The sequence below is a fragment of the Stenotrophomonas sp. YJH_SMC_122 genome, from assembly GCF_059369535.1.
This window is the reverse complement of record NZ_JCAFST010000015.1, coordinates 1-19,253: the sequence shown is the minus strand read 5'-3', so window position 1 is coordinate 19,253 and position 19,253 is coordinate 1. Positions and strand designations below refer to the sequence as shown.

The following is a 19,253-nucleotide window of genomic DNA, read 5'->3' as shown; positions in this document are numbered from 1 at the left end:
AACGTGACCTCCGGCGACCCCGTAGAATGACGGGAATGCTCGATACCCTCGCCCAGACTGTCAGCCACACGGTGGAAGTCAAACACAGTCGTTTCATCGCCCATGCTGCGCCGATCGACAGCGCCGCAGCGGCCATGGCGGTCCTGCAGCAGGTTGCAGCAGCCGACGCGACCCACAACTGCTGGGCCTACCGGTACGGCCAGGACTACCGCTCCAGCGACGATGGCGAGCCCGCCGGAACGGCCGGACGACCGATCCTGGCGGCAATCGATGGCCAGGGTTTCGACCGCGTGATGGTGGTGGTGACGCGCTGGTTCGGCGGCATCAAGCTGGGCGCCGGTGGACTGGTGCGCGCCTACGGTGGCGCTGCCGCCGAGTGCCTGCGCACCGCCCCCCGCCTGCCCCTGGTGGCGATGGCCCGGTTGCAGCTGCTGGCCGGCTTCGAGGACCTGGGCACCCTGCACGCCACCCTGCCCGCCTTCGGCGCCGGGAAGCTCGATGAACAGTTCGATGCCAACGGCGTGTGCCTGCGGGCCGAGTTGCCGGCCGATCAGGTCGATGCATTGAAAATCCGCCTGCGCGACGCCACCCGTGACCGTATCCGCATACAAGACGACAACCAGGATGACTGACAAGGACGACGCCCCTGCCTCGACCCCGCCGCTGCGCCGCCTCGGCAGCCTGCGGACGTTGTGGCCGTTCGTGCGCCGCCATAGCGGGCTGTTCACCGCCTGGCTGCTGGCCCTGGCGGTCTCGTCGGCCGCCACGCTGAGCCTGCCCCCTGCCGTGAAGCAGATGATCGACCACGGCTTCACCAGCGGTGGCCAGATCAACCGTGCCTTCGCCCTGCTGATGCTGGTGGCGGTGGTGCTGGCACTGGCGACGGCCGCACGGTTCTTCTTCGTGTCGCTGCTGGGCGAGAAGGTCGTCGCCGACCTGCGCAGTCGTCTGTACGCACACCTGATCCAGCTCGGCGCCGGGTTCCACGACCGCAGCCGCAGCGGCGAACTGGTCTCGCGCCTGACCGCCGACAGCGAACTGCTGCGCAGCGTGGTCGGCTCGACCATGTCGGTCGCCCTGCGCAGCAGCGTCACCGTGGTCGGCAGCCTGGCCATGCTGTTCGTCACCAGCCCGAGGCTGGCGGCATGGTCGCTGCTCGGCATCCCACTGGCGGTACTGCCGATCATCATCGGCGCGCGCAAGCTGCGCACGGTTGCACGCAGCAGCCAGGACCGCATCGCCGATGCCAACAGCCTGGCCAGCGAGACGCTGGGCGCCGTGCGCACGGTGCAGGCGCACGCACGCGAGCCCTATGAGCGCGGACGCTTTGACAAGGCGCTGGGCGATGCCATCGGTGCCGCACGCCGGCGCATCGGTGCGCAATCGCTGGTTACCGCCAGCGCCATCCTGCTGGTGTTTGGCGCCATCGTTGGCGTGCTGTGGCTGGGCGCGCACGATGTCATCGACGGACGCCTCAGTGCCGGCACGCTGGGCCAGTTCGTGTTGTACGCGCTGATCGGCGGCGGCTCGGTGGGCGCCTTGGCCGAAGTGTGGAACGAGCTGCAGCGTGCGGCCGGTGGCATGGGCCGTATCGGCGAGCTGCTGCAGGAAGACATCGAGATCCGTGCGCCGGCGCAGCCGCACGCACTGCCCCAACCGCTACGCGGCGAAATCCAGTTCGACGACGTGGTGTTCCACTATCCGCAGCGCCCGGACCAGGCCGCGCTGGACCACTTCAGTCTGCATGTCCGCCCGGGTGAGACCGTGGCCCTGGTCGGCCCATCGGGCGCAGGCAAGAGCACGGTGCTGTCGATGCTGCTGCGCTTCCACGATCCGGCCAGCGGCCGCATCTGCGTGGATGGCATCGACGTGCGCCAGGTCGATCCGGCCGAGCTGCGAGCGCAGCTGGCGCTGGTGCCGCAACAGCCGACGCTGTTCGCGGCCAGTGCGCGCGACAACATCCGCTACGGCCGGCTGCAGGCCAGCGACGCCGAAGTCGAGGACGCCGCACGTGCAGCAGAGGCCGATGGCTTCCTGCGGGCATTGCCGCAAGGCTACGACAGTGAGCTGGGCGAACGCGGTGCGCGCCTGTCCGGTGGTCAGCAGCAGCGCGTGGCGATCGCCCGCGCACTGCTGAAGGATGCGCCGATCCTGTTGCTGGACGAAGCCACCAGCGCACTGGATGCACAGAGCGAGCATGGCGTGCAGCAGGCACTTGAGCGGCTGATGGCCGGTCGCACCACGCTGGTCATCGCCCACCGCCTGGCCACCGTGCTCAAGGCCGACCGCATCGTGGTGATGGACCAGGGCCGTATTGTCGCCGAAGGTACCCATGCCCAGCTTTTGGCCGAAGGCGGACTGTACGCTGAACTGGCACGACTGCAGTTCATCGATTGATGACGGCCGGCTAACATCGGCAAGACCAAGCTGGCCGCGCATCCCCAGCATCCGCTGAAGGAGGTACGCGATGTCGTTCCGTCAGTTCCCCGCCATCGACAGTAATGGCGAAAGCCACGTCATCATCGAATTCAAGCCCGAGGCGAACGGCAGCGGGCACCACTCCGAAGCCACGCCGCGCTATGAGCTGGATGACGGGCGCCAGCTGGTGCGCAATGGGCGCGAGTTCACCACCAGTGGTGGTGAACTGCGGTTGACGATTTGAGGTCCGCCGGGGCATGGCCCGGCGCTGCCGCATTGGTGCTGCCCCCCGCTCGCGCTACCGGATTTCCATCCTCCGCTCTGGTAGGTGTCGACCTTGCGCGACACGCTTTTCGCCAGAAGCAGTCGAGCATGGCTCGACCCTGCAAAAAAGCGTGACCAATTTTTCGCCAGGCATCTTGACAGCCTTTGCCAGCAAGGGCTGAGCGAGGTTATCCACACGTTTGCTCAGGATCCATCCACACCGCCTGTGGATGAATGTGGTCAGCCGAGCACCCGGCCGATGCCGCTGGCGTCCACTTCCGCAGCCGCCCGGGTGATCGCTGCCGGATCACTGCCGGCGATGAACCCGATGCGGAAGTGCACTTCGCCGCCGGGCGTACGTGAGGAATGGATCGAGGCCAGGCTGATGCGATGCTGCTCGAACACGTTCAGCAGCTCGCGCAGCGAGCCGGGCCGGTCTTCCGGCAGGTGCACCGACAGCGCATTGCGCTCGGTCAGGTCAGCCAGCAGATAGCCCACGCGTTCGAACGTGTAGTTGCCTTCAGCCAGCGCCTGATCACCGAAAGCACTGCGATTGGCTGACAGCAGCTGCTCGCGGAAGGCACCACGTGCACGGTCGTCGCCCTGCCCGACCTGCACCTGCAGGGCCTGCAACTGGCCAACCAGCCGCTCCAGCATCGGCGCTACGTACGGGTTGCCGAACTGGATGTCTTCGTAAATCGCCGGGTTGAGCGACAGGATGCGCGAGATGATCGCCGTATCCAGCTCGAACGATGCCGAACGGTACGGCATCATCGCAGCCAGGTCGCCCAGCTGCGGCTGGTACTGGCGCAACACGCCGGCCTGGGCCAGGTGGGTGGCATGCACCATCGCCTGCACCAGCGCCATCATCTGGTCGTGGTGCTGGGGCGTGGCCCGCACGCACTCGGCCTGCAGCGCGGTGCACAGCGTATCGACCCACGCTTGCCAGAGCTGCAGCCGCGCTTCGCAGACCACCATCACCCGGCCCTTCAGGGTCGGCGCCTTCGGCGGCGCCGTCATCGGGTGCAGGCCGACCACTTCGGCCTGCGAGGCCAGCATCGCCTGCACTGGCGCCTCCTTCACCGAGGTCACATCCAGCCACAGCCTGCCGCGCTCGCGACCCGCCGATTGCTGCACGTACTCGGCGATCAACGCCGGGGTGTGCCGGATCGGTGCCGAGAACACCAGCACATCGGCCTGCGCCAGCAGGTGTTCCGGCGTGTGCGAACCCGGGTCGGCCGGATCGTGGCCGATCACCTGCAGCTGCATGTGCTGCTGGAAGAAGCGGGTCAGCCAGCGCCCGTAGGCACCAGCGCTGCCGATGATGCCGACCGTGCGCGGCGTGCGCGGATCCAGGCCGCTCATGCCACGCGTTCGGCGCGGAAGCGCGTGCCTTCGGCCAGCGCCGCCGGCGCGGCGGCGACCACGTCGAATTCCTCGAAGCCGTTGTCCAGCGTCGCCTCCAGCGCCGCATGGGTGCCGGCAATCGCACGCGAAATCGCCTGCTGCATCGATTCGCCGCGCAGCAGGAACGACACCACCAGCGACATCAGCACATCGCCGGTACCCGCCACGTCCACCGGCAGCAGCGGCGAGGTCCACCGCCAGGTTTCCTCGCGGCCGACGGCCAGGGTCACCAGTTCACCCGGGGTGCCGCCCACGCTGTGCGCGATCACCCAATGCGGGCCGCGATCCAGCAGCGTGCGCGCGGCGGCGATGGCATCGGCCTCGGCCAGCGCCGGCATGCCGGTCAGGCGATTCAGTTCGAAAGCGTTCGGCGTCACCAGCCAGGCATGCGGCAACAGGCGCTCGGCGAAGATCGCTTCCAGCCCGGGTTCCACGTAGGGGCCGGTGTGCGTGTCGCCAATCACCGGGTCCAGGCAATAGCGCAGCTGCGGGCAGGCCGGCAGGATGTCGTCCAGCCAGTCTGCGAAGGCGGCCCCGTTGGCGGTGCTGCCGAAATAGCCGGAGACGAGCATTTTCGCCCGCTGCGGCAGGCCGCGCTCGTGGGTGCCCAGCAGCAGGTCGGCGAACCAGTCAGCGGGCAGCACGCGGCCACGCGTGGTGTCGTAGAAAGGCGCATTGCTCAGCAGCACGGTCGGGATTTCCGCCACGCGCACGCCCAGCGCGCGCATCGGCGGTACGGCGGCGCTGTTGCCGGCATGGCCGTAGACGAGTTGCGACTGGACCGAGATGACATCGATCGGCGACGGGCCATCCGGCCGCTGGCGGCGGCCGTGGACCAGGTGGTTATCAAGGGATTCGCTCATGGCCGCATTCTACGCCCAAGGAGGTTTTCGGCAGGGCTTGCAGCCCTGCACCTGCCGAAGCTGCAAGCAACGGCAACGGCAAAAGCGAGCTATCCGTGGGGTGGCGGGGCGGTGTCGGAATGCGGGGACGCCGCAAGTACGTCCGTGTAGGCTTGGCAGCCGCATCCATGCGGCTGACACCCCGCACTCCGACACCGCCCCGCCTTCGACAGGTTCACGCGGCTGTTGGTAACTGCGGCTGTTGGTGGGTGTCGACCTTGGTCGACACATCTGTCAGATATCGAATGAATTCATCCACGCATGGCATGGGTCTACCGTGTCGACCAAGCTCGACACCTACCAGAGCAGTACACCGTTCCGACAAATCGCAGGAAACTGTCGAAGGCGGGGTGGGTCCGGTTGCGGGGGCGTGAGCGCCATGGATGGCGCGACCGAGCCTACAGGGACGTATTTACGGCGTCCCCCGCAACCGGACCCACCCCGCCAATCCACGGATAGCGCGCTTCGGCTGTTGCCGTTGCCTCTGCGGGTGCAGGGCTGCAAGCCCTGCTCAGCGAGCAGCAGGCCGCGACGGCGGCAGCCACGCCGCGACGATGCCCAGCAGCGGCAGGAACGCGGTCAGCTGGTAGACGTACTCGATGCTGGTCCTGTCCGCCAGCAGGCCGAGCACGGCGGCACCCAGCCCGCCCATACCGAACGCGAAACCGAAGAACAGGCCGGACACCATGCCGATGCGGTGCGGCATCATCTCCTGCGCGTAGACCACGATCGCCGAGAACGCCGAGGACAGCACGAAGCCGATCAGCACCGCCAACACCGTCGTCCACAACAGGTCGGCATGCGGCAGCATCAACGCGAACGGCGCCACGCCCAGGATCGAGGTCCAGATGATCGGCTTGCGGCCGATCCGGTCACCCAACGGGCCACCCAGGAAACCACCGGCTGCGGACGCCACCAGGAACGCGAACAGGTGCAGCTGCGCCTGCGCCACCGGAATGCCGAAGTGGTGGATCAGGTAGAAGGTGAAGTAGCTGCCGATGCTGGCCATGTAGAAGTACTTGCTGAAGATCAGCACCAGCAGGATCGCCAGCACCTTGGCCACGGTGCGCGGCGGATGCCTCGGCGCCATCGACGCGGTGCTGGCCGGACGCGGCGTGCCCAGATGCAACGCGTACCAGCGGCCAACATAGGTCAGCAATGCGATGCCGATCAGGGCCGCGCCTGCGAACCACGACGCGGCATGCTGGCCGTACGGCACGATCACTGCCGCTGCAATCAGCGGGCCCAACGCGGTACCGAAATTGCCCCCCACCTGGAACACCGACTGCGCGAAGCCATGACGGCCGCCCGAGGCGAGCCGCGCGATGCGCGAGGCCTCCGGATGGAAGATCGCCGAGCCGATGCCGACCATTGCCGCTGCCAGCAGCACCATCGCGTAGTTCGGTGCGAAGCCGAGCAGCAGCATGCCGCACAGGGTCGAGGCCATGCCGATCGGCAGCGAGTACGGTGCCGGGCGGCGGTCGGTGGCGACACCGATCAATGGCTGGAAGATCGACGCAGTGAGCTGGTAGGTCAACGTGATCAGGCCGATCTGGGTGAAGCTGAGATTGAAGCCGCCCTTGATCACCGGATAGATGGCCAGGATCAGCGACTGCATCATGTCGTTGACGACGTGCGAGGTAGAAATGGCGGCCAGCACGCCGGGGGCCGCCGGGCGTGAGGTCGTTGCGGGAGAAGCCAGGGTCGACATGGACGCAGTCAGGTTGGGGGCGAGCCACGCATGCTACGGTTGCCCCTCTCTCCCTTCTGCCGCGTTCAGGTCATGCCCTATCGCAAAAAGGACATCGCCAGTGACGTCGATCCGGCCGCGCCCTGGCGGGAGGTTCCACTGCATCGCCCGGTCACCTATCGGGTCACCCAGTACCCGGTAGGTACCCACATCCCTGGTCACAAGCACCAGCGCCACCAGCTGGTCTACGCCATCTCCGGCCTGATGGTGGTGCGGTCGGAAGTCGGGCGCTGGGTCGTCCCATCGAACCGCGCGATCTGGATGCCGGCCGGCATGGTGCACGCGGTGGACTGCATCGCCGCCGTGCACATGCGCAGCCTGTACATCGATCCGTCGTTCGCCTTGCACCTGCCGGCCGAGCCGTTCGCGGTGCAGGTCTCGCCCCTGCTGCGCGAGCTGCTGCAGGCCGCCACGCTGGTCAAGGGCGAGCACATCGAGGACAGCCGCGATGGCCGCGTGGTCCGCCTGCTGCTGGACGAGCTGCACCGCATGGACGTGCTGCCGTTGCACCTGCCTGCGCCAAGCGACCCGCGCCTGCAGCGGATCTGCCAACACCTGCAGAAGCACCCCGGCGATGACGCCACGCTGCAGGACTGGGCGCAGGCGCTGGAGGTGGACGTGAAAACCATCCAGCGGCGCTTCGCCACCGAGCTGGGCATGACCTTCGGGCAGTGGCGGCAACAGGCACGGCTGCTGGCCGCGATGGAGCGGCTGGCGATCGGCGACAAGGTCATCGATGTCGCGCTGGCGACGGGCTACGACAGCCCCAGCGCGTTCACCAGCATGTTCAAGCGCCAGCTGGGGCAGACGCCAGCGGCGTTTTTCCGCTGAGCGCAAACGGAAACGCCGGGCATGGCCCGGCGCTTACGTTCAACGTTTGCGTTGAGACCTCAGGACGTCATCCGGTCCCAGAAGCCCTTCACGCCGTCGATGAAGGTGGCCGACTTCGGCGAATGCTTGCGCGCTTCCTCGCCGACGAAGGTGGCCTCGAACTGCTCCAGCAGCTTGCGCTGCTCGTTGGTGAGGTTGACCGGCGTCTCCACCACCACGCGGCAGTACAGGTCGCCTTCGCTGCGGCTGCGCACCGAACGCACGCCCTTGCCGCGCAGGCGGAACAGCTTGCCGGTCTGGGTCTCGGCCGGAATGCGGATTTCCGCTTCGCCGCCGAGCGTGGCCACGCGCACGGTGTCACCCAGTGCCGCCTGCGAGATGCGGATCGGCACTTCGCAGTGCAGGTCGTCGCCATCGCGCTGGAAGATCGCATGCTCGCGCACGCGCACTTCCACGTACAGGTCGCCCGGCGGCGTACCGGCCGGCCCGGCTTCACCCTCGCCCTGCAGGCGGATGCGGTCACCGGTATCGACGCCCGCCGGCACCTTCACCGACAGCACCTTGTCTTCCTCGACGCGGCCGTTGCCGTGGCAGGTCTTGCAGGGCTTGGCGATGATCTGGCCACGGCCGCCGCAGTTGTGGCAGGCCTGCTGCATGGCGAAGATGCCGCGCTGGATGCGCACCTGGCCGCGGCCATGGCACACATTGCAGGTCTCGACCTTGCCATCTTCGGAGCCACTGCCATCGCAGTCGCCGCACTCGGCCAGGGTCGGGATCTCGATCCGGCGCTCGATGCCGCGCACGGCTTCTTCCAGGTCCAGCTCCATCACGTAGCCGATGTCGGCACCGCGACGGGCCTGGCGCGGACCACCGCCGCCCCCGCCAAAGATGTTGCCGAAGATATCGCCGAAGATATCGTTCATGTCCGGACCACCCGGACCGCCGCCGCCCATGCCGTGCTCGAACGCGGCGTGGCCGTGGCTGTCGTACATGCGGCGCTTGTTGCCGTCGGACAGCACTTCGTAGGCTTCCTTGCACTCCTTGAAGGAGGCCTCGGCCGCCGCATCACCCGGGTTGCGGTCCGGGTGGAACTTCATCGCGCAGCGACGGTAGGCCTTCTTCAGCTCGTCGTCGGTGGCGGTGCGGGCAACGCCCAGCACTTCGTAGTAATCGCGCTTGCTCATATCGTGAATCGGGTTCCGGAAAGTCGGGATTCGTCAAAGCGGAAGAGCGGAACCAGGTCCGCTCTTGCGTCGGGCGCCCCGACACGCCGGTGGGCGGTCAGGACCCTGATGCGACAACGGGACGCTGGTGGCCAGCGTCCCGCGTCGGTCCGGATCAGGACTTCTTGTCGTCCTTGACTTCGGTGAACTCAGCGTCGACCACGTCGTCCTGCGCCTTGCCGGCATTGCCGGCGTCGGCACCCGGGGCACCGCCCTGGTCGGCCGAAGCAGCGGCGAACAGCGACTGGCCAGCTTCTTCCAGTGCCTTCGACTTGGCTTCGATCTGTGCCTTGTCGTCGCCCTTCATCGCGGTTTCCAGGTCAGCCAGCGCTGCCTCGACCTTGCCGATGACATCGCCGCCGACCTTGCTGCCGTGCTCGGTGATGGCGCTGCGGGTGCCGTGGATCAGGGCGTCGGCCTGGTTGCGGGCCTGCACCAGTTCCTGGAACTTCTTGTCTTCCTCGCGGTTGGCTTCCGCGTCGGCGACCATGCGTGCGATCTCTTCCTCGGACAGGCCCGAACCGGCCTTGATCTCGACCTTCTGTTCCTTGTTGGTCTTCTTGTCCTTGGCCGACACGTGCAGGATGCCGTTGGCGTCGATGTCGAAGGACACTTCCACCTGCGGCAGGCCACGCGGGGCCGGCTCGATGCCGGACAGGTCGAACTTGGCCAGCGACTTGTTGAAGCGGGCCTGTTCGCGCTCACCCTGCAGCACGTGCACGGTCACGGCCGACTGGTTGTCCTCGGCGGTGGAGAACACCTGCGAGGCCTTGGTCGGGATGGTGGTGTTCTTCTCGATGATCTTGGTGAACACGCCACCCATGGTTTCGATACCCAGCGACAGCGGGGTCACGTCCAGCAGCAGCACGTCCTTGACGTCGCCGCCCAGCACGCCGCCCTGGATCGCCGCACCCAGTGCCACGGCTTCGTCCGGGTTGACGTCCTTGCGCGGTTCCTTGCCGAAGAACTCGGTCACCGCCTGCTGCACCTTCGGCATGCGGGTCTGGCCGCCGACCAGGATCACTTCGCTGATGTCGCTCGAACGCAGGCCGGCATCGTTCAGGGCGACGCGGCACGGCTCGATCGACTTCTTGATCAGGTCGTCCACCAGTGCTTCCAGCTTGGCGCGGGTCAGCTTGATGTTCAGGTGCTTCGGACCCGACGCGTCAGCGGTGACGTACGGCAGGTTCACTTCGGTCTGCTGGGCGCTGGACAGCTCGATCTTGGCGCGCTCGGCAGCATCCTTCAGGCGCTGCAGGGCCAGCGGATCCTTGCGCAGGTCGATGCCCTGGTCCTTGTTGAACTCTTCAACCAGGTACTCGATGACGCGGTTGTCGAAGTCTTCGCCACCCAGGAAGGTGTCACCGTTGGTGGCCAGCACTTCGAACTGCTTCTCGCCGTCGACGTTGGCGATCTCGATCACCGAAACGTCGAAGGTGCCGCCGCCCAGGTCGTACACCACGATCTTGCGATCCTTGTTGTCGCCCTTGTCCAGGCCGTAGGCCAGCGCAGCCGCGGTCGGCTCGTTGATGATGCGCTTGACGTCCAGACCGGCGATGCGACCGGCGTCCTTGGTCGCCTGGCGCTGGCTGTCGTTGAAGTAGGCCGGCACGGTGATGACCGCTTCGGTGACCTTCTCACCGAGGAAGTCCTCGGCGGTCTTCTTCATCTTCTCCAGCACCTTGGCCGAGATTTCCTGCGGGGCCATCTTCTTGCCGTCGCTGGTGGCGACCCAGGCGTCGCCATTGTCATGGGCCAGGATGCTGTACGGGACATGGGCAATGTCCTTCTGCACCTCACCGTCGGTGAACTTGCGGCCGATCAGGCGCTTCACCGCGTAGAAGGTGTTCTTCGGGTTGGTCACGGCCTGGCGCTTGGCCGAGGCACCGACCAGGACTTCGCCGTCCTTCGTGTAGGCGACGATCGACGGGGTGGTGCGATCGCCTTCCGAATTCTCGATGACGCGGGCCTTGCCGCCGTCCATGATCGCCACGCACGAGTTGGTGGTGCCGAGGTCGATACCAATGATCTTGCCCATGGGGGAGACTCCTGAGGATGCTTGTTGGGGTCAGTCCGGCCGTTCGGCCGGTGGATGAATACGATGTGGGGGAGGCCCGTGGAACATTCAAGCCACCTCCCGAACGCTGTGTTTCCGATGATCCGCCGCGTTCAGCGTCGGGTCGGGTGACGGGTCTGTCCGCCGCCCCGGCCCCGCGGGATCAATCGGCGGCCACTACCACCAGCGCCGGCCGCAGCAGGCGCTCGTTGAGCAGGTAGCCCTTCTGGAACACGGTCACCACGCTGCCCGGGGCGGCGCCCGGGGTCGGCGCCTGGCTGATGGCCTGGTGGTGCTCCGGGTTGAACGGCTGGCCGATCGGGTCGAGCAGGACCAGGCCGTTGTCGGCAGCGACCTTGAGCAGCTGCTTGTAGGTCAGCTCCAGGCCTTCGCGCAGCGGGTGCGGGTCGTCGCCGGCGGCCTTCAGGCCGGCATCCAGGCTGTCGAACACCGGCAGCAGCTCGCCCAGCAGCTTCTCGTTGGCGAACTTGCGGGCCTGCTCGATGTCACGGGCAACACGCTTGCGCTGGTTTTCCAGGTCGGCGCGCTCACGCAGCGCATCGGCCTTGACCTGCTCGACTTCGGCGCGCAGGCGCTCGACTTCGTCGTTGACGCCGGCGGTGGCAGCCGCATCGGCGGCACTCTGCTGGGATTCGATATCTGGCTGTTCGTGGTTCATGTCTGGGTCCCTGGCGGTCACTCTCCGCCTCCACCCACCCTAGTGTGGGCGGGATGCTGCGTTTCAAGCGTCGGATGTTCCCGGCGTGCGCCCGGCCGGCGAAAAGGCCGCGCCAAGCACATCGGCGGTGGCCTGGACCAGCGGGATCACCCGGTCGTAGGCCATCCGCTTGGGACCAATCACGCCCAGCACGCCCAGCACCTGGCCATTGGCGGTGTACGGGGCAGTGACCAGCGAGACGCCCTGCAGCGGCATCATTCCGGTCTCTTCGCCGATGAAGATGCGCACCCCCGGCGCCTGGATGGTCCGCTCCAGCAGCTGCAGGATCTCGCGCTTGCTGGAGAACAGTTCGAACAGTTCGCGCAGGCGCTCCAGGTCGGACAGGTCCTGCACCCCCATCAAGCGGGTCTGGCCGGCCACCAGCATGTCGTCGGCCGCCGGCTGCAGGGCCTGCTCGGCCAGTTCGATGCTGTGGGCGAGCAACTGCTCCAGTTCGGACCGGGCGTCGCGCAGCTCCAGCAGCAGGCGGGTACGGATCTCGGCCATCGGCAGGCCGGCGAAATGCGCGTTGAGGTAGTTGGCGACCTGCTCCAGCTGGCCTGGCGCAAACTCCTGCCGGGTCTCGATCACCCGGTTCTGCACCTCGTTGTCGGCAAATACCAGGATCGCCAGCACCCGGCGCCCGTCCAGAGCCACGAAATCGATCTGGCGGAAGGCGAACTGCTCGCGCCGCGGTGCGCTGACCACGCCGACGAAGTGGCTCATCGCCGAAAGCAGCTCCGAGGCGCTGCCGAGCAGGGCCTGAGTACTGCCGCCGCCGGCCAGTTCCTGGCGCAACCGGGCCAGCTCGCCCTCGCCCGGCGGCTGCATCTGCAGCAGGCTGTCGACGAACACCCGGTAGCCATGCGCGGTCGGGATGCGCCCGGCCGAGGTATGTGGCGAGGCCAGCAGGCCCAGATCCTCCAGGTCGCCCAGGATGTTGCGGATGGTGGCCGGGCTGACTTCCAGGCCGGCCACGCGCGCCAGCGTCTGCGAGCCGACCGGCTCGCCGTCCTGGATGTAGCGCGCGATCAGCGTGCGCAGCAGATGGCGCGCGCGTGGAGCAAGCTGGTCGGGAGAACCGTGCATGGAATCAACCTGTGAGACACGGACACTAGATAATGGCGACGCATCACCTTGGCAAGTCATTGGACCTCCCGCGCGCGCGTGCTAGCGTTGCGCGGCTGCTGATACCCCCTTACCCATGCTCAGACATCTTTCGATCAAGGATTTCGCCGTCGTCCGCGCCACCGAACTGGAGTTCGGGCCAGGCATGACCGTGGTTTCAGGCGAGACTGGCGCCGGCAAGTCGCTGATGGTCGACGCACTGGGCTTCCTGTCCGGCCTGCGCGCCGACAGCGGCGTGGTCCGCCATGGCGCCGCACGCGCCGAGCTTTCCGCCGAATTCGCGCTGGAGCAGCTGCAGGCCGCCCGCCAGTGGCTGGCCGACAACGAGCTGGACGACGAGGACCAATGCCAGCTGCGCCGCGTGATCCGCGCCGACGGCGGCTCGCGGGCCTGGATCAATGGCCGCCCGGTGACGCTGGCACAGCTGGGCGACCTGGCCTCGCTGCTGGTGGAGATCCACGGCCAGCATGAACAGCAGGCGCTGCTGGCGCGCCCGTCGCAGCTGGCCCTGCTGGATGCCTATGCCGGCAACGAGAACGAGCGCCGCCAGGTGCGCCACGCCGCCGCGGCCTGGCAGGCGCTGGTCGATGAATCGCTGGCGTTGTCGCAACAGGGCGACGTCAGTGACCGGATCGGCTTCCTGGAGCACCAGCTGCGCGAACTGGACCGCGAGGATCTTGAACCGGAATCGATTGCCGCGCTTGGCGCCAGCCACCGTCGCCAGGCCCACGCCAGCGCCCTGCTTAGCGCCTGCCAGGCCGCCAGCAACCAGCTCAACGGCGATGACGGCAGCTCTGCGCTGGACCTGCTGCAGCAGGTGCGCCACGAGCTGTCGCGTCTGATCGAGCACGACCCGCGCCTGGGCGAAGTGGACAGCCTGATCGAGAACGCCTCGATCCAGCTGCACGAAGCCCTGTCGCTGCTTGACCGCGTGCACGACGATCTGGATGCCGACCCGGAACAGTTCGAGGAGAACGAGCGCCGCCTCGGTCGCCTGCACGACCTGGCCCGCAAGCACCGCGTGCCGATGGACGAACTGGGCGCGCAGCGCGAGCGCATGCATGCCGAAGTGGAGCAGCTGCGTGGCGCCGACGAGCGCCTGCAGCGCCTGGCCGGCGAGATCGACAAGGCCGCCGCCGCCTGGCGCGTACAGGCTGAAGTGCTGACCGCCAGCCGCCGCAGCGCCGCTGCCGAACTGTCGGCCACCACCACCGGCATCATCGCCGAGCTCGGCATGGGCGGCGGCCAGTTCCTGATCGAACTGGAGCCGCAGGACAGCGGCAAGCCCGACCCGCAGGGTGCCGAGCGCGTCGAGTTCCTGGTGGCGGCCAACGCCGGCCAACCGCCGCGCGCCCTGCGCAAGGTGGCCTCGGGCGGTGAACTGTCACGTATCTCGCTGGCCATCGAAGTGGCCGCGCTGGACCTGGATGCAGTGCCGACCATGGTGTTTGACGAGGTCGACTCCGGCATCGGTGGCGCGGTGGCCGACATCGTCGGCCAGAAGCTGCGCGCGCTCGGCGAGAAGCGCCAGGTGCTGTGCGTGACCCACCTGCCGCAGGTCGCCTCCAAGGGCCACGCCCATTACCGGGTCAGCAAGGCCCCGGTGGAAGGCATGACCCAGAGCGCAGTGGAAAAGCTGGACAATAAGGCGCGCGAGGAAGAGCTGGCGCGCATGCTCGGCGGCGTGGAAGTGAGCAAGGAAGCGCGGGCCGCCGCCCGCAAGCTGTTGCAGGTGTAACGCCGGCCGAGCCGGGCATTGGCTCGGCTTCCGCACGGTAGTGCCAGCCGCTGGCCGGCATCCCGATGCGGGTGGATGAAGATCATGGGGTTGCCGGCCAGCGGCCGGCACTACCCCCGTGGCTGCGTCAGATCGACCTGTTCCACCAGGAAATCGAGGAACGCGCGCACCCGCAGCGGCAGGTAACCGCCCTGCCCCAGGAACACCGCGTGCACCTCTTCCAGATCACCGGGATTGGCCTCTTCCAGCACCGGCAGCAAGCGCCCGGCAGCAATGTCCTCCTGCACCTGGAATGCCGCCAGCCGCGCCATGCCGAGCCCTCCCAGCACCAGCTGGCGCAGCGCATCGCCGTTGCTGGCACGGGCATTGCCACTGGGCAGCAGCATCCGCTCGCGCCCCTCCTGCAGCAGCGGCCACCCCTGCATCGCACGCGCATGGCCGATGTCCAGCCGGTTGTGCGACTGCAGTTCCTCCGCGGTGCGCGGCAGGCCATGCCGCTGCGCGTACGCTGGCGCAGCCACGATCATCATCCGCGTCGCGCCCAGCCGTCGCGCCACCAGACTGGAGCTCTTCAGCGGCCCGGCCCGCACTGCCACGTCGGTGCGCTGCTCCAGCAGGTCGATCACCTCGTCGTTGAGGGTCAGGTCCACGCCCACCTGCGGATTGCGCTCAAGGAACGCCGGCAGCAGCGGCAACAGGAAATGGCGGCCGAACGGCACGTTGGAGTTGACCCGCAGCCGCCCGCGCGGCTCGGCATGGGCGCTGGCACAACGCTCGGCCTCCTCCAGGTCGGCCAGCACGCGCAGGCCACGCTCGTAGAACGCGCAGCCTTCCGGGGTCAGCTGCAGCTGGCGGGTCGAGCGTTGCAGGAGGCGCGTACCCAGCCGCTGCTCCAGCCGGGCCACCAGCTTGCTCACTGCTGACGGCGTCATGTCCAGGGTGCGTGCGGCGGCGGAGAATCCACCGGTCTCGATCACCCGCACGAACACTTCCAGTTCGCCGGATCGGTTGATGTCGGGTCGCGCCATGGCAATGAATCCAGTTCACAGATGATTGTCCATGCGCAGTCTAGTTCACAGATAAGCTCGGAATCACCATGGCGGTCCCTCCACTCGGGACCGCCCGATGAACCGATTCAGCCAGCTCACCGCAACCGCCCTGCTCGCCGTGTCCGGCGCCGCCAGTGCCGCATCCGCCCCGCACTGGGTCGCCAGCTGGCAGGCCAGCCCGCAGCCGGTCTGGAACGCGGATTTCCTGTTCCCGACCCTGGTCCCGGGCACACTGCAGGACCAGACCTTCCGCCAGACGGCGCGCATCAGCCTGGGCGGCCCGCGGCTGCGGGTGCGGCTGAGCAATGCCTACGGCACCCAGCCGCTGCGGATCGGGGCGGCCAGCGTGGCCGCACACGCGGGCGCCATCCCGCAACCGCTCAGCTTCGGCGGCCAGCCCGGGGTGTTGATCGGGCCCGCTCAGGAACAGCTGAGCGATCCGCTCCCGCTGGCCACGGATGACCGCCAGGCATTGCAGGTCAGCGTCTTTGTGCCGGGGCCGGCAACCGTTCAGACGTTCCATTGGGAAGGCCGCCAGACCAGTTGGATCGCCCCCGGCGACCAGAGCCGGGCCCAGGCCCTGAGCGCAGCCAGCAGCACCACCGCCCGCCTGCTGCTGACCGGAATTGACGTCGAGGCCGACGCGTGCAGCGTGGTGGTGATCGGGGATTCGATCACCGACGGTGCCACCGCCAGCCTCGACCAGGACCAGCGCTGGACCGATCATCTGGCCGCACGCCTGGCAGCGCGGGGCATAGCCGTGGTGAACGCCGGCATTTCCGGGGGGCGGCTGCTGCGCGACGGCATGGGTGAATCCGCCCTGGCGCGCTTCCGGCGCGACGCGCTGGACCAGCCTGCGGTATCCAGTGTGATCGTGCTGATCGGCATCAATGACATCAGCTGGCCTGGCACTGCGTTCGCCCGGAACCAGGCCCGGCCCACGCTGGCCGAACTGCAGGCGGGGTATCGCGCGCTGGCAGAACAGGCCCGCCATCGTGGCGTGCGGATCATTGGCGCCACCCTGCCGCCGTTTGCCGACGCCCTGCCCGGCACGCCACTGGACGACTACTACCACCCGGACAAGGATGCCCTGCGCCAACGGATCAATGCCTGGCTGCGCACGGACAGCCCGTTCGACGCAGTGATCGACCTGGACGCGGCGCTGCGCGACCCGGCCGATCCCTCACGGATGGCCGCCGCCTACGACTCCGGCGACCACCTCCACCCGGGTGACGCCGGCAACCGGGCCATGGCTGAAGCGGTGGACCTGGAGATCCTGCTGGGCCGCAAGGGGCCGGATCCCATTCCTGAAGGGAAAGGGCTCTGACCCCATCAACGAAAAACCCCGGGCAGGCCCGGGGTTCCGTCGCATCCAGCTGGCCGGAACGGCTTACTTGCGCTTCTTGCGCACGTACAGCACCAGCGAGTGCTCTTCCAGCTCGTAGCCATGGTCTGCGGCGATCTTGCGCTGCAGCTCCTCGATCTCGTGGCTTTCGAACTCGATGATCCTGCCACTGTCCACGTCGACCATGTGGTCGTGGTGGCCGCCACGGTCCAGTTCGTAGACCGCCTGGCCGCCCTCGAAATTGTGCTTGAGCACGAGGCCGGCGGCCTCGAACTGGGTCAGCACCCGGTACACCGTGGCCAGGCCGATCTCGTCGCCATGCTCCAGCAGCTGGCGGTAGATGTCTTCGGCGGTCATGTGGTGCTGGGCATTGCGCTGCTCGAGCAGCGCCAGGATCCGCATCCGCGGATGGGTCACCTTCAGGCCGACTTTACGCAGGTCGTGGGTTTCCATAGGTCTCCGTTCATTGGCGATTTAGCGCCAGCTGCCTCGGATTGGGTCGCGGTGGCACGCCGGGAGTGTATCATCGGTTTGATTTCCCCAACCGCCATTCCCGATGCGCAATCTCCTGTTGGTCGCCGCCGTCGCCCTGTCCACCACCGGGTGCGGCATCATCTACAAGCAACCCATCTATCAGGGCAACCTGATCCGGGAAGATGCCGTGGCCAAGCTGCAGGTCGGGCAGAGCAAGCAGCAGGTCACCGCGCTGCTGGGCACCCCGTCCATTCCCGACCCGTTCCACGCCCAGCGCTGGGACTACACCTCCAGCCAGCGCGTGAACCGCCTGGGCCGTACCGAAGTGAAGAACTTCGTGGTGTTCTTCGAGAATGACGCCGTGACCCGCTGGGAAGGCGATTACTTCCCGGGCAACGACAAGGCCCTGGCCCAGCAGACCGTGCGCCAGTTCGGCCGCAATCTGCCGAAGGACAAGAAGAAGAAGGGCCGTTAATCGCCCAACCCCGTCCGCAGGGACGGGTTGCCGGGATCAGCCGCCGAGCGCGCGACGCCGGCGGTTGTCCTTCGGATCTGCCAGCAGCGGGCGCAGCAGTTCGATGCGGTCGCCGTCCAGCAGAACCTGTTGCGGGCGCGCCAGTACGCCATGCACGGCGACGGCGGGACAATCGGCACTGCCGTCCAGTGCGGCCGCCGCGACAGCATCGGCGACGGTGGCCCCCTCCTCCAGCTGCAGGCGGCACGACAGCAGCCGCTGCGGCCAGGCCAGGACCACCTCGACTTCGATCATCGCTCAGCCCTCGTCGGCGACGCGGACGAAATCGTTGACCATGCGATCGGCCAGCCCCTGGAAGCCGATCGCCAGCGCCGGACCGAGCAGGCGCGAGCTGGGTTCGAACTCCAGGGTCAGGGTGACCTTGCAGGCATCCTCGGCCAGCGCATGGAATTCCCAGCGGCCGTGCAGCTGCTTGAACGGGCCATCGCGCAGCTGCATATCAATGCTGTGCGGGCGCTGCAGGGTGTTTTCGGTCTGGAACCAGGTACTGAACGAGCCCAGGCCCAGGTCCAGTCGCGCCACCAGGCGGTCCTCGCCCTCCTCAAGGATCTGGGCAGCCGAGCACCAGCGGAAACGGCGCGGATAGGCCTGGACATCATTGACCAGGTCGAACATGCGCGCGGCCGAATGTTCGACCAGGGCGCTGCGGCGGATAGTAGGCATGAATACAGGACGTTTCGGCAATCGACCGGGCGGGCCCGAATCGGAGACAATACGGAAATGAGCAAGAACAGCGGCAAGGATAAAGCAAAGAGCGCGACGGCCAACAAAACCATCGCGTTGAACAAGCGTGCCCGCCACGAGTACCACATCGAAGAACGGTTCGAGGCCGGTCTCGCCCTGCAGGGCTGGGAGGTCAAGTCGATCCGCGCAGGCCGCGGCAACATCATCGACGCCTACGCCTATGTGAAGCGCGGCGAGATCTACCTGATCGGCGCACAGATCACCCCGTTGATCCAGGCCTCCACCCACGTGGTGGCCAATGACCGGCGCGAGCGCAAGCTGCTGCTGCACCGGAACGAGATCGACAAGCTGATCGGCAAGGTCGAGCGCGATGGCTACACGATCGTGCCCACTGCGATGTACTGGAGCAAGAACAAGATCAAGCTCGAAGTCGCGCTGGCCAAGGGCAAGCAGACCCATGACAAGCGCGATGCCGCCAAGGACCGCGACTGGGCGATCGAGAAGCAGCGTGTGATGCGTCGCGGCAACCGCGACGCGTAAGGCCGCTCCATATCACCACGTAGAGCCGAGCCAAGCTCGGCTGACCGGCCATTCTGTAGAGCCGAGATCCTATGTTCGTGGTCAAGCCTGCTGGAAGCAGGTTTGACCCACTTTCAGCATGGCCGGGTCAAAGTCCCGGCCGCTCTTGAAGACGCCCCAAGCGATCCTGGCCAGCTTTCTGGCGAGAATGT

Annotated in this window: 19 protein-coding genes and 1 pseudogene; 8 read left to right on the top strand and 12 right to left on the bottom strand. The window is 67.3% G+C overall.

Features of this window, described 5'->3' with window-relative positions:
- Positions 1–35 precede the first annotated feature (35 nt).
- The 3 genes from AC5P66_RS17665 (at position 36) to AC5P66_RS17655 (ending at position 2,662) form a co-directional block, all read left to right on the top strand.
- Positions 36–632: an IMPACT family protein gene (locus AC5P66_RS17665; protein WP_111097304.1), complete on the top strand. Its 597-nt coding sequence runs from the start codon at positions 36–38 to the stop codon at positions 630–632.
- Complete coding sequence (locus AC5P66_RS17660) at positions 625–2,397, top strand: ABC transporter transmembrane domain-containing protein (RefSeq protein ID WP_049414855.1); 1,773 nt, start codon at positions 625–627, stop codon at positions 2,395–2,397. The genes AC5P66_RS17665 and AC5P66_RS17660 overlap by 8 nt, the downstream gene beginning before the upstream one ends.
- A gap of 70 nt (positions 2,398–2,467) precedes the next feature.
- The gene (locus AC5P66_RS17655; protein WP_049438860.1) at positions 2,468–2,662 is read left to right on the top strand and encodes a hypothetical protein; all 195 of its coding nucleotides are present in this window, start codon (positions 2,468–2,470) and stop codon (positions 2,660–2,662) included.
- 260 nt (positions 2,663–2,922) lie between these two features.
- On the opposite strand, the gene AC5P66_RS17650 is transcribed toward AC5P66_RS17655, so the two are convergent.
- From AC5P66_RS17650 to AC5P66_RS17640, 3 genes are all read right to left on the bottom strand, one after another.
- A complete protein-coding gene (locus AC5P66_RS17650; RefSeq protein ID WP_111097305.1) occupies positions 2,923–4,047 on the bottom strand; it encodes a prephenate dehydrogenase in 1,125 nt (374 codons plus the stop codon).
- Positions 4,044–4,952: a pyridoxal kinase gene (gene pdxY / locus AC5P66_RS17645; RefSeq protein WP_099487756.1), complete on the bottom strand. Its 909-nt coding sequence runs from the start codon at positions 4,950–4,952 to the stop codon at positions 4,044–4,046. The genes AC5P66_RS17650 and pdxY overlap by 4 nt, the downstream gene beginning before the upstream one ends.
- Before the next feature lie 550 nt (positions 4,953–5,502).
- The gene (locus tag AC5P66_RS17640) at positions 5,503–6,702 is read right to left on the bottom strand and encodes an MFS transporter (protein WP_049416912.1); all 1,200 of its coding nucleotides are present in this window, start codon (positions 6,700–6,702) and stop codon (positions 5,503–5,505) included.
- Between the two features lie 72 nt (positions 6,703–6,774).
- Here AC5P66_RS17640 and AC5P66_RS17635 point away from each other — a divergent pair, with 72 nt between their 5' ends.
- Positions 6,775–7,572, top strand: a complete 798-nt coding sequence (locus tag AC5P66_RS17635; RefSeq protein ID WP_049416914.1) for an AraC family transcriptional regulator — start codon at positions 6,775–6,777, stop codon at positions 7,570–7,572.
- Positions 7,573–7,631: 59 nt separating this feature from the next.
- Here AC5P66_RS17635 and dnaJ read toward each other — a convergent pair whose 3' ends face one another.
- The 4 genes from dnaJ to hrcA all read right to left on the bottom strand — a co-directional run bounded on the left by dnaJ (position 7,632) and on the right by hrcA (position 12,658).
- Complete coding sequence (gene dnaJ / locus AC5P66_RS17630; RefSeq protein WP_099495104.1) at positions 7,632–8,756, bottom strand: molecular chaperone DnaJ; 1,125 nt, start codon at positions 8,754–8,756, stop codon at positions 7,632–7,634.
- A 154-nt stretch (positions 8,757–8,910) separates the two neighbouring features.
- On the bottom strand, positions 8,911–10,833 hold the full coding sequence (dnaK, locus tag AC5P66_RS17625) for a molecular chaperone DnaK (RefSeq protein ID WP_005416183.1): 1,923 nt from the start codon (positions 10,831–10,833) through the stop codon (positions 8,911–8,913).
- 181 nt (positions 10,834–11,014) lie between these two features.
- Complete coding sequence (gene grpE / locus AC5P66_RS17620) at positions 11,015–11,530, bottom strand: nucleotide exchange factor GrpE (RefSeq protein ID WP_049416918.1); 516 nt, start codon at positions 11,528–11,530, stop codon at positions 11,015–11,017.
- A 63-nt stretch (positions 11,531–11,593) separates the two neighbouring features.
- On the bottom strand, positions 11,594–12,658 hold the full coding sequence (gene hrcA / locus AC5P66_RS17615; RefSeq protein WP_049416920.1) for a heat-inducible transcriptional repressor HrcA: 1,065 nt from the start codon (positions 12,656–12,658) through the stop codon (positions 11,594–11,596).
- A 115-nt stretch (positions 12,659–12,773) separates the two neighbouring features.
- Between hrcA and recN the strand changes: the two genes are divergently transcribed.
- The gene (gene recN, locus AC5P66_RS17610; RefSeq protein ID WP_049416922.1) at positions 12,774–14,435 is read left to right on the top strand and encodes a DNA repair protein RecN; all 1,662 of its coding nucleotides are present in this window, start codon (positions 12,774–12,776) and stop codon (positions 14,433–14,435) included.
- A gap of 110 nt (positions 14,436–14,545) precedes the next feature.
- Here the strand turns inward: recN and AC5P66_RS17605 are convergent, their stop codons facing one another.
- The gene (locus AC5P66_RS17605; protein ID WP_099495103.1) at positions 14,546–15,463 is read right to left on the bottom strand and encodes a LysR family transcriptional regulator; all 918 of its coding nucleotides are present in this window, start codon (positions 15,461–15,463) and stop codon (positions 14,546–14,548) included.
- Between the two features lie 97 nt (positions 15,464–15,560).
- Between AC5P66_RS17605 and AC5P66_RS17600 the strand changes: the two genes are divergently transcribed.
- A complete protein-coding gene (locus AC5P66_RS17600) occupies positions 15,561–16,811 on the top strand; it encodes an SGNH/GDSL hydrolase family protein (protein ID WP_099495102.1) in 1,251 nt (416 codons plus the stop codon).
- A gap of 63 nt (positions 16,812–16,874) precedes the next feature.
- Here AC5P66_RS17600 and fur read toward each other — a convergent pair whose 3' ends face one another.
- Positions 16,875–17,282: a ferric iron uptake transcriptional regulator gene (gene fur, locus AC5P66_RS17595; protein WP_049414016.1), complete on the bottom strand. Its 408-nt coding sequence runs from the start codon at positions 17,280–17,282 to the stop codon at positions 16,875–16,877.
- 103 nt (positions 17,283–17,385) lie between these two features.
- Between fur and AC5P66_RS17590 the strand changes: the two genes are divergently transcribed.
- A complete protein-coding gene (locus AC5P66_RS17590; RefSeq protein WP_014036847.1) occupies positions 17,386–17,778 on the top strand; it encodes an outer membrane protein assembly factor BamE in 393 nt (130 codons plus the stop codon).
- Between the two features lie 36 nt (positions 17,779–17,814).
- Here the strand turns inward: AC5P66_RS17590 and AC5P66_RS17585 are convergent, their stop codons facing one another.
- Together AC5P66_RS17585 and AC5P66_RS17580 are read right to left on the bottom strand one after the other, a co-directional pair.
- Positions 17,815–18,072, bottom strand: coding sequence for an RnfH family protein (locus AC5P66_RS17585; protein ID WP_049414018.1), 258 nt, complete (start codon positions 18,070–18,072; stop codon positions 17,815–17,817).
- A gap of 3 nt (positions 18,073–18,075) precedes the next feature.
- Positions 18,076–18,501 (bottom strand): type II toxin-antitoxin system RatA family toxin, encoded by a 426-nt coding sequence (locus tag AC5P66_RS17580; protein ID WP_049414020.1) that lies wholly within the window; start codon positions 18,499–18,501, stop codon positions 18,076–18,078.
- Between the two features lie 57 nt (positions 18,502–18,558).
- Between AC5P66_RS17580 and smpB the strand changes: the two genes are divergently transcribed.
- The gene (smpB, locus tag AC5P66_RS17575; RefSeq protein WP_005416174.1) at positions 18,559–19,062 is read left to right on the top strand and encodes an SsrA-binding protein SmpB; all 504 of its coding nucleotides are present in this window, start codon (positions 18,559–18,561) and stop codon (positions 19,060–19,062) included.
- 81 nt (positions 19,063–19,143) lie between these two features.
- On the opposite strand, the pseudogene AC5P66_RS17570 reads toward smpB, so the two are convergent.
- Positions 19,144–19,253 (bottom strand): annotated as a pseudogene (locus AC5P66_RS17570) (IS110 family transposase); the annotation flags it as partial.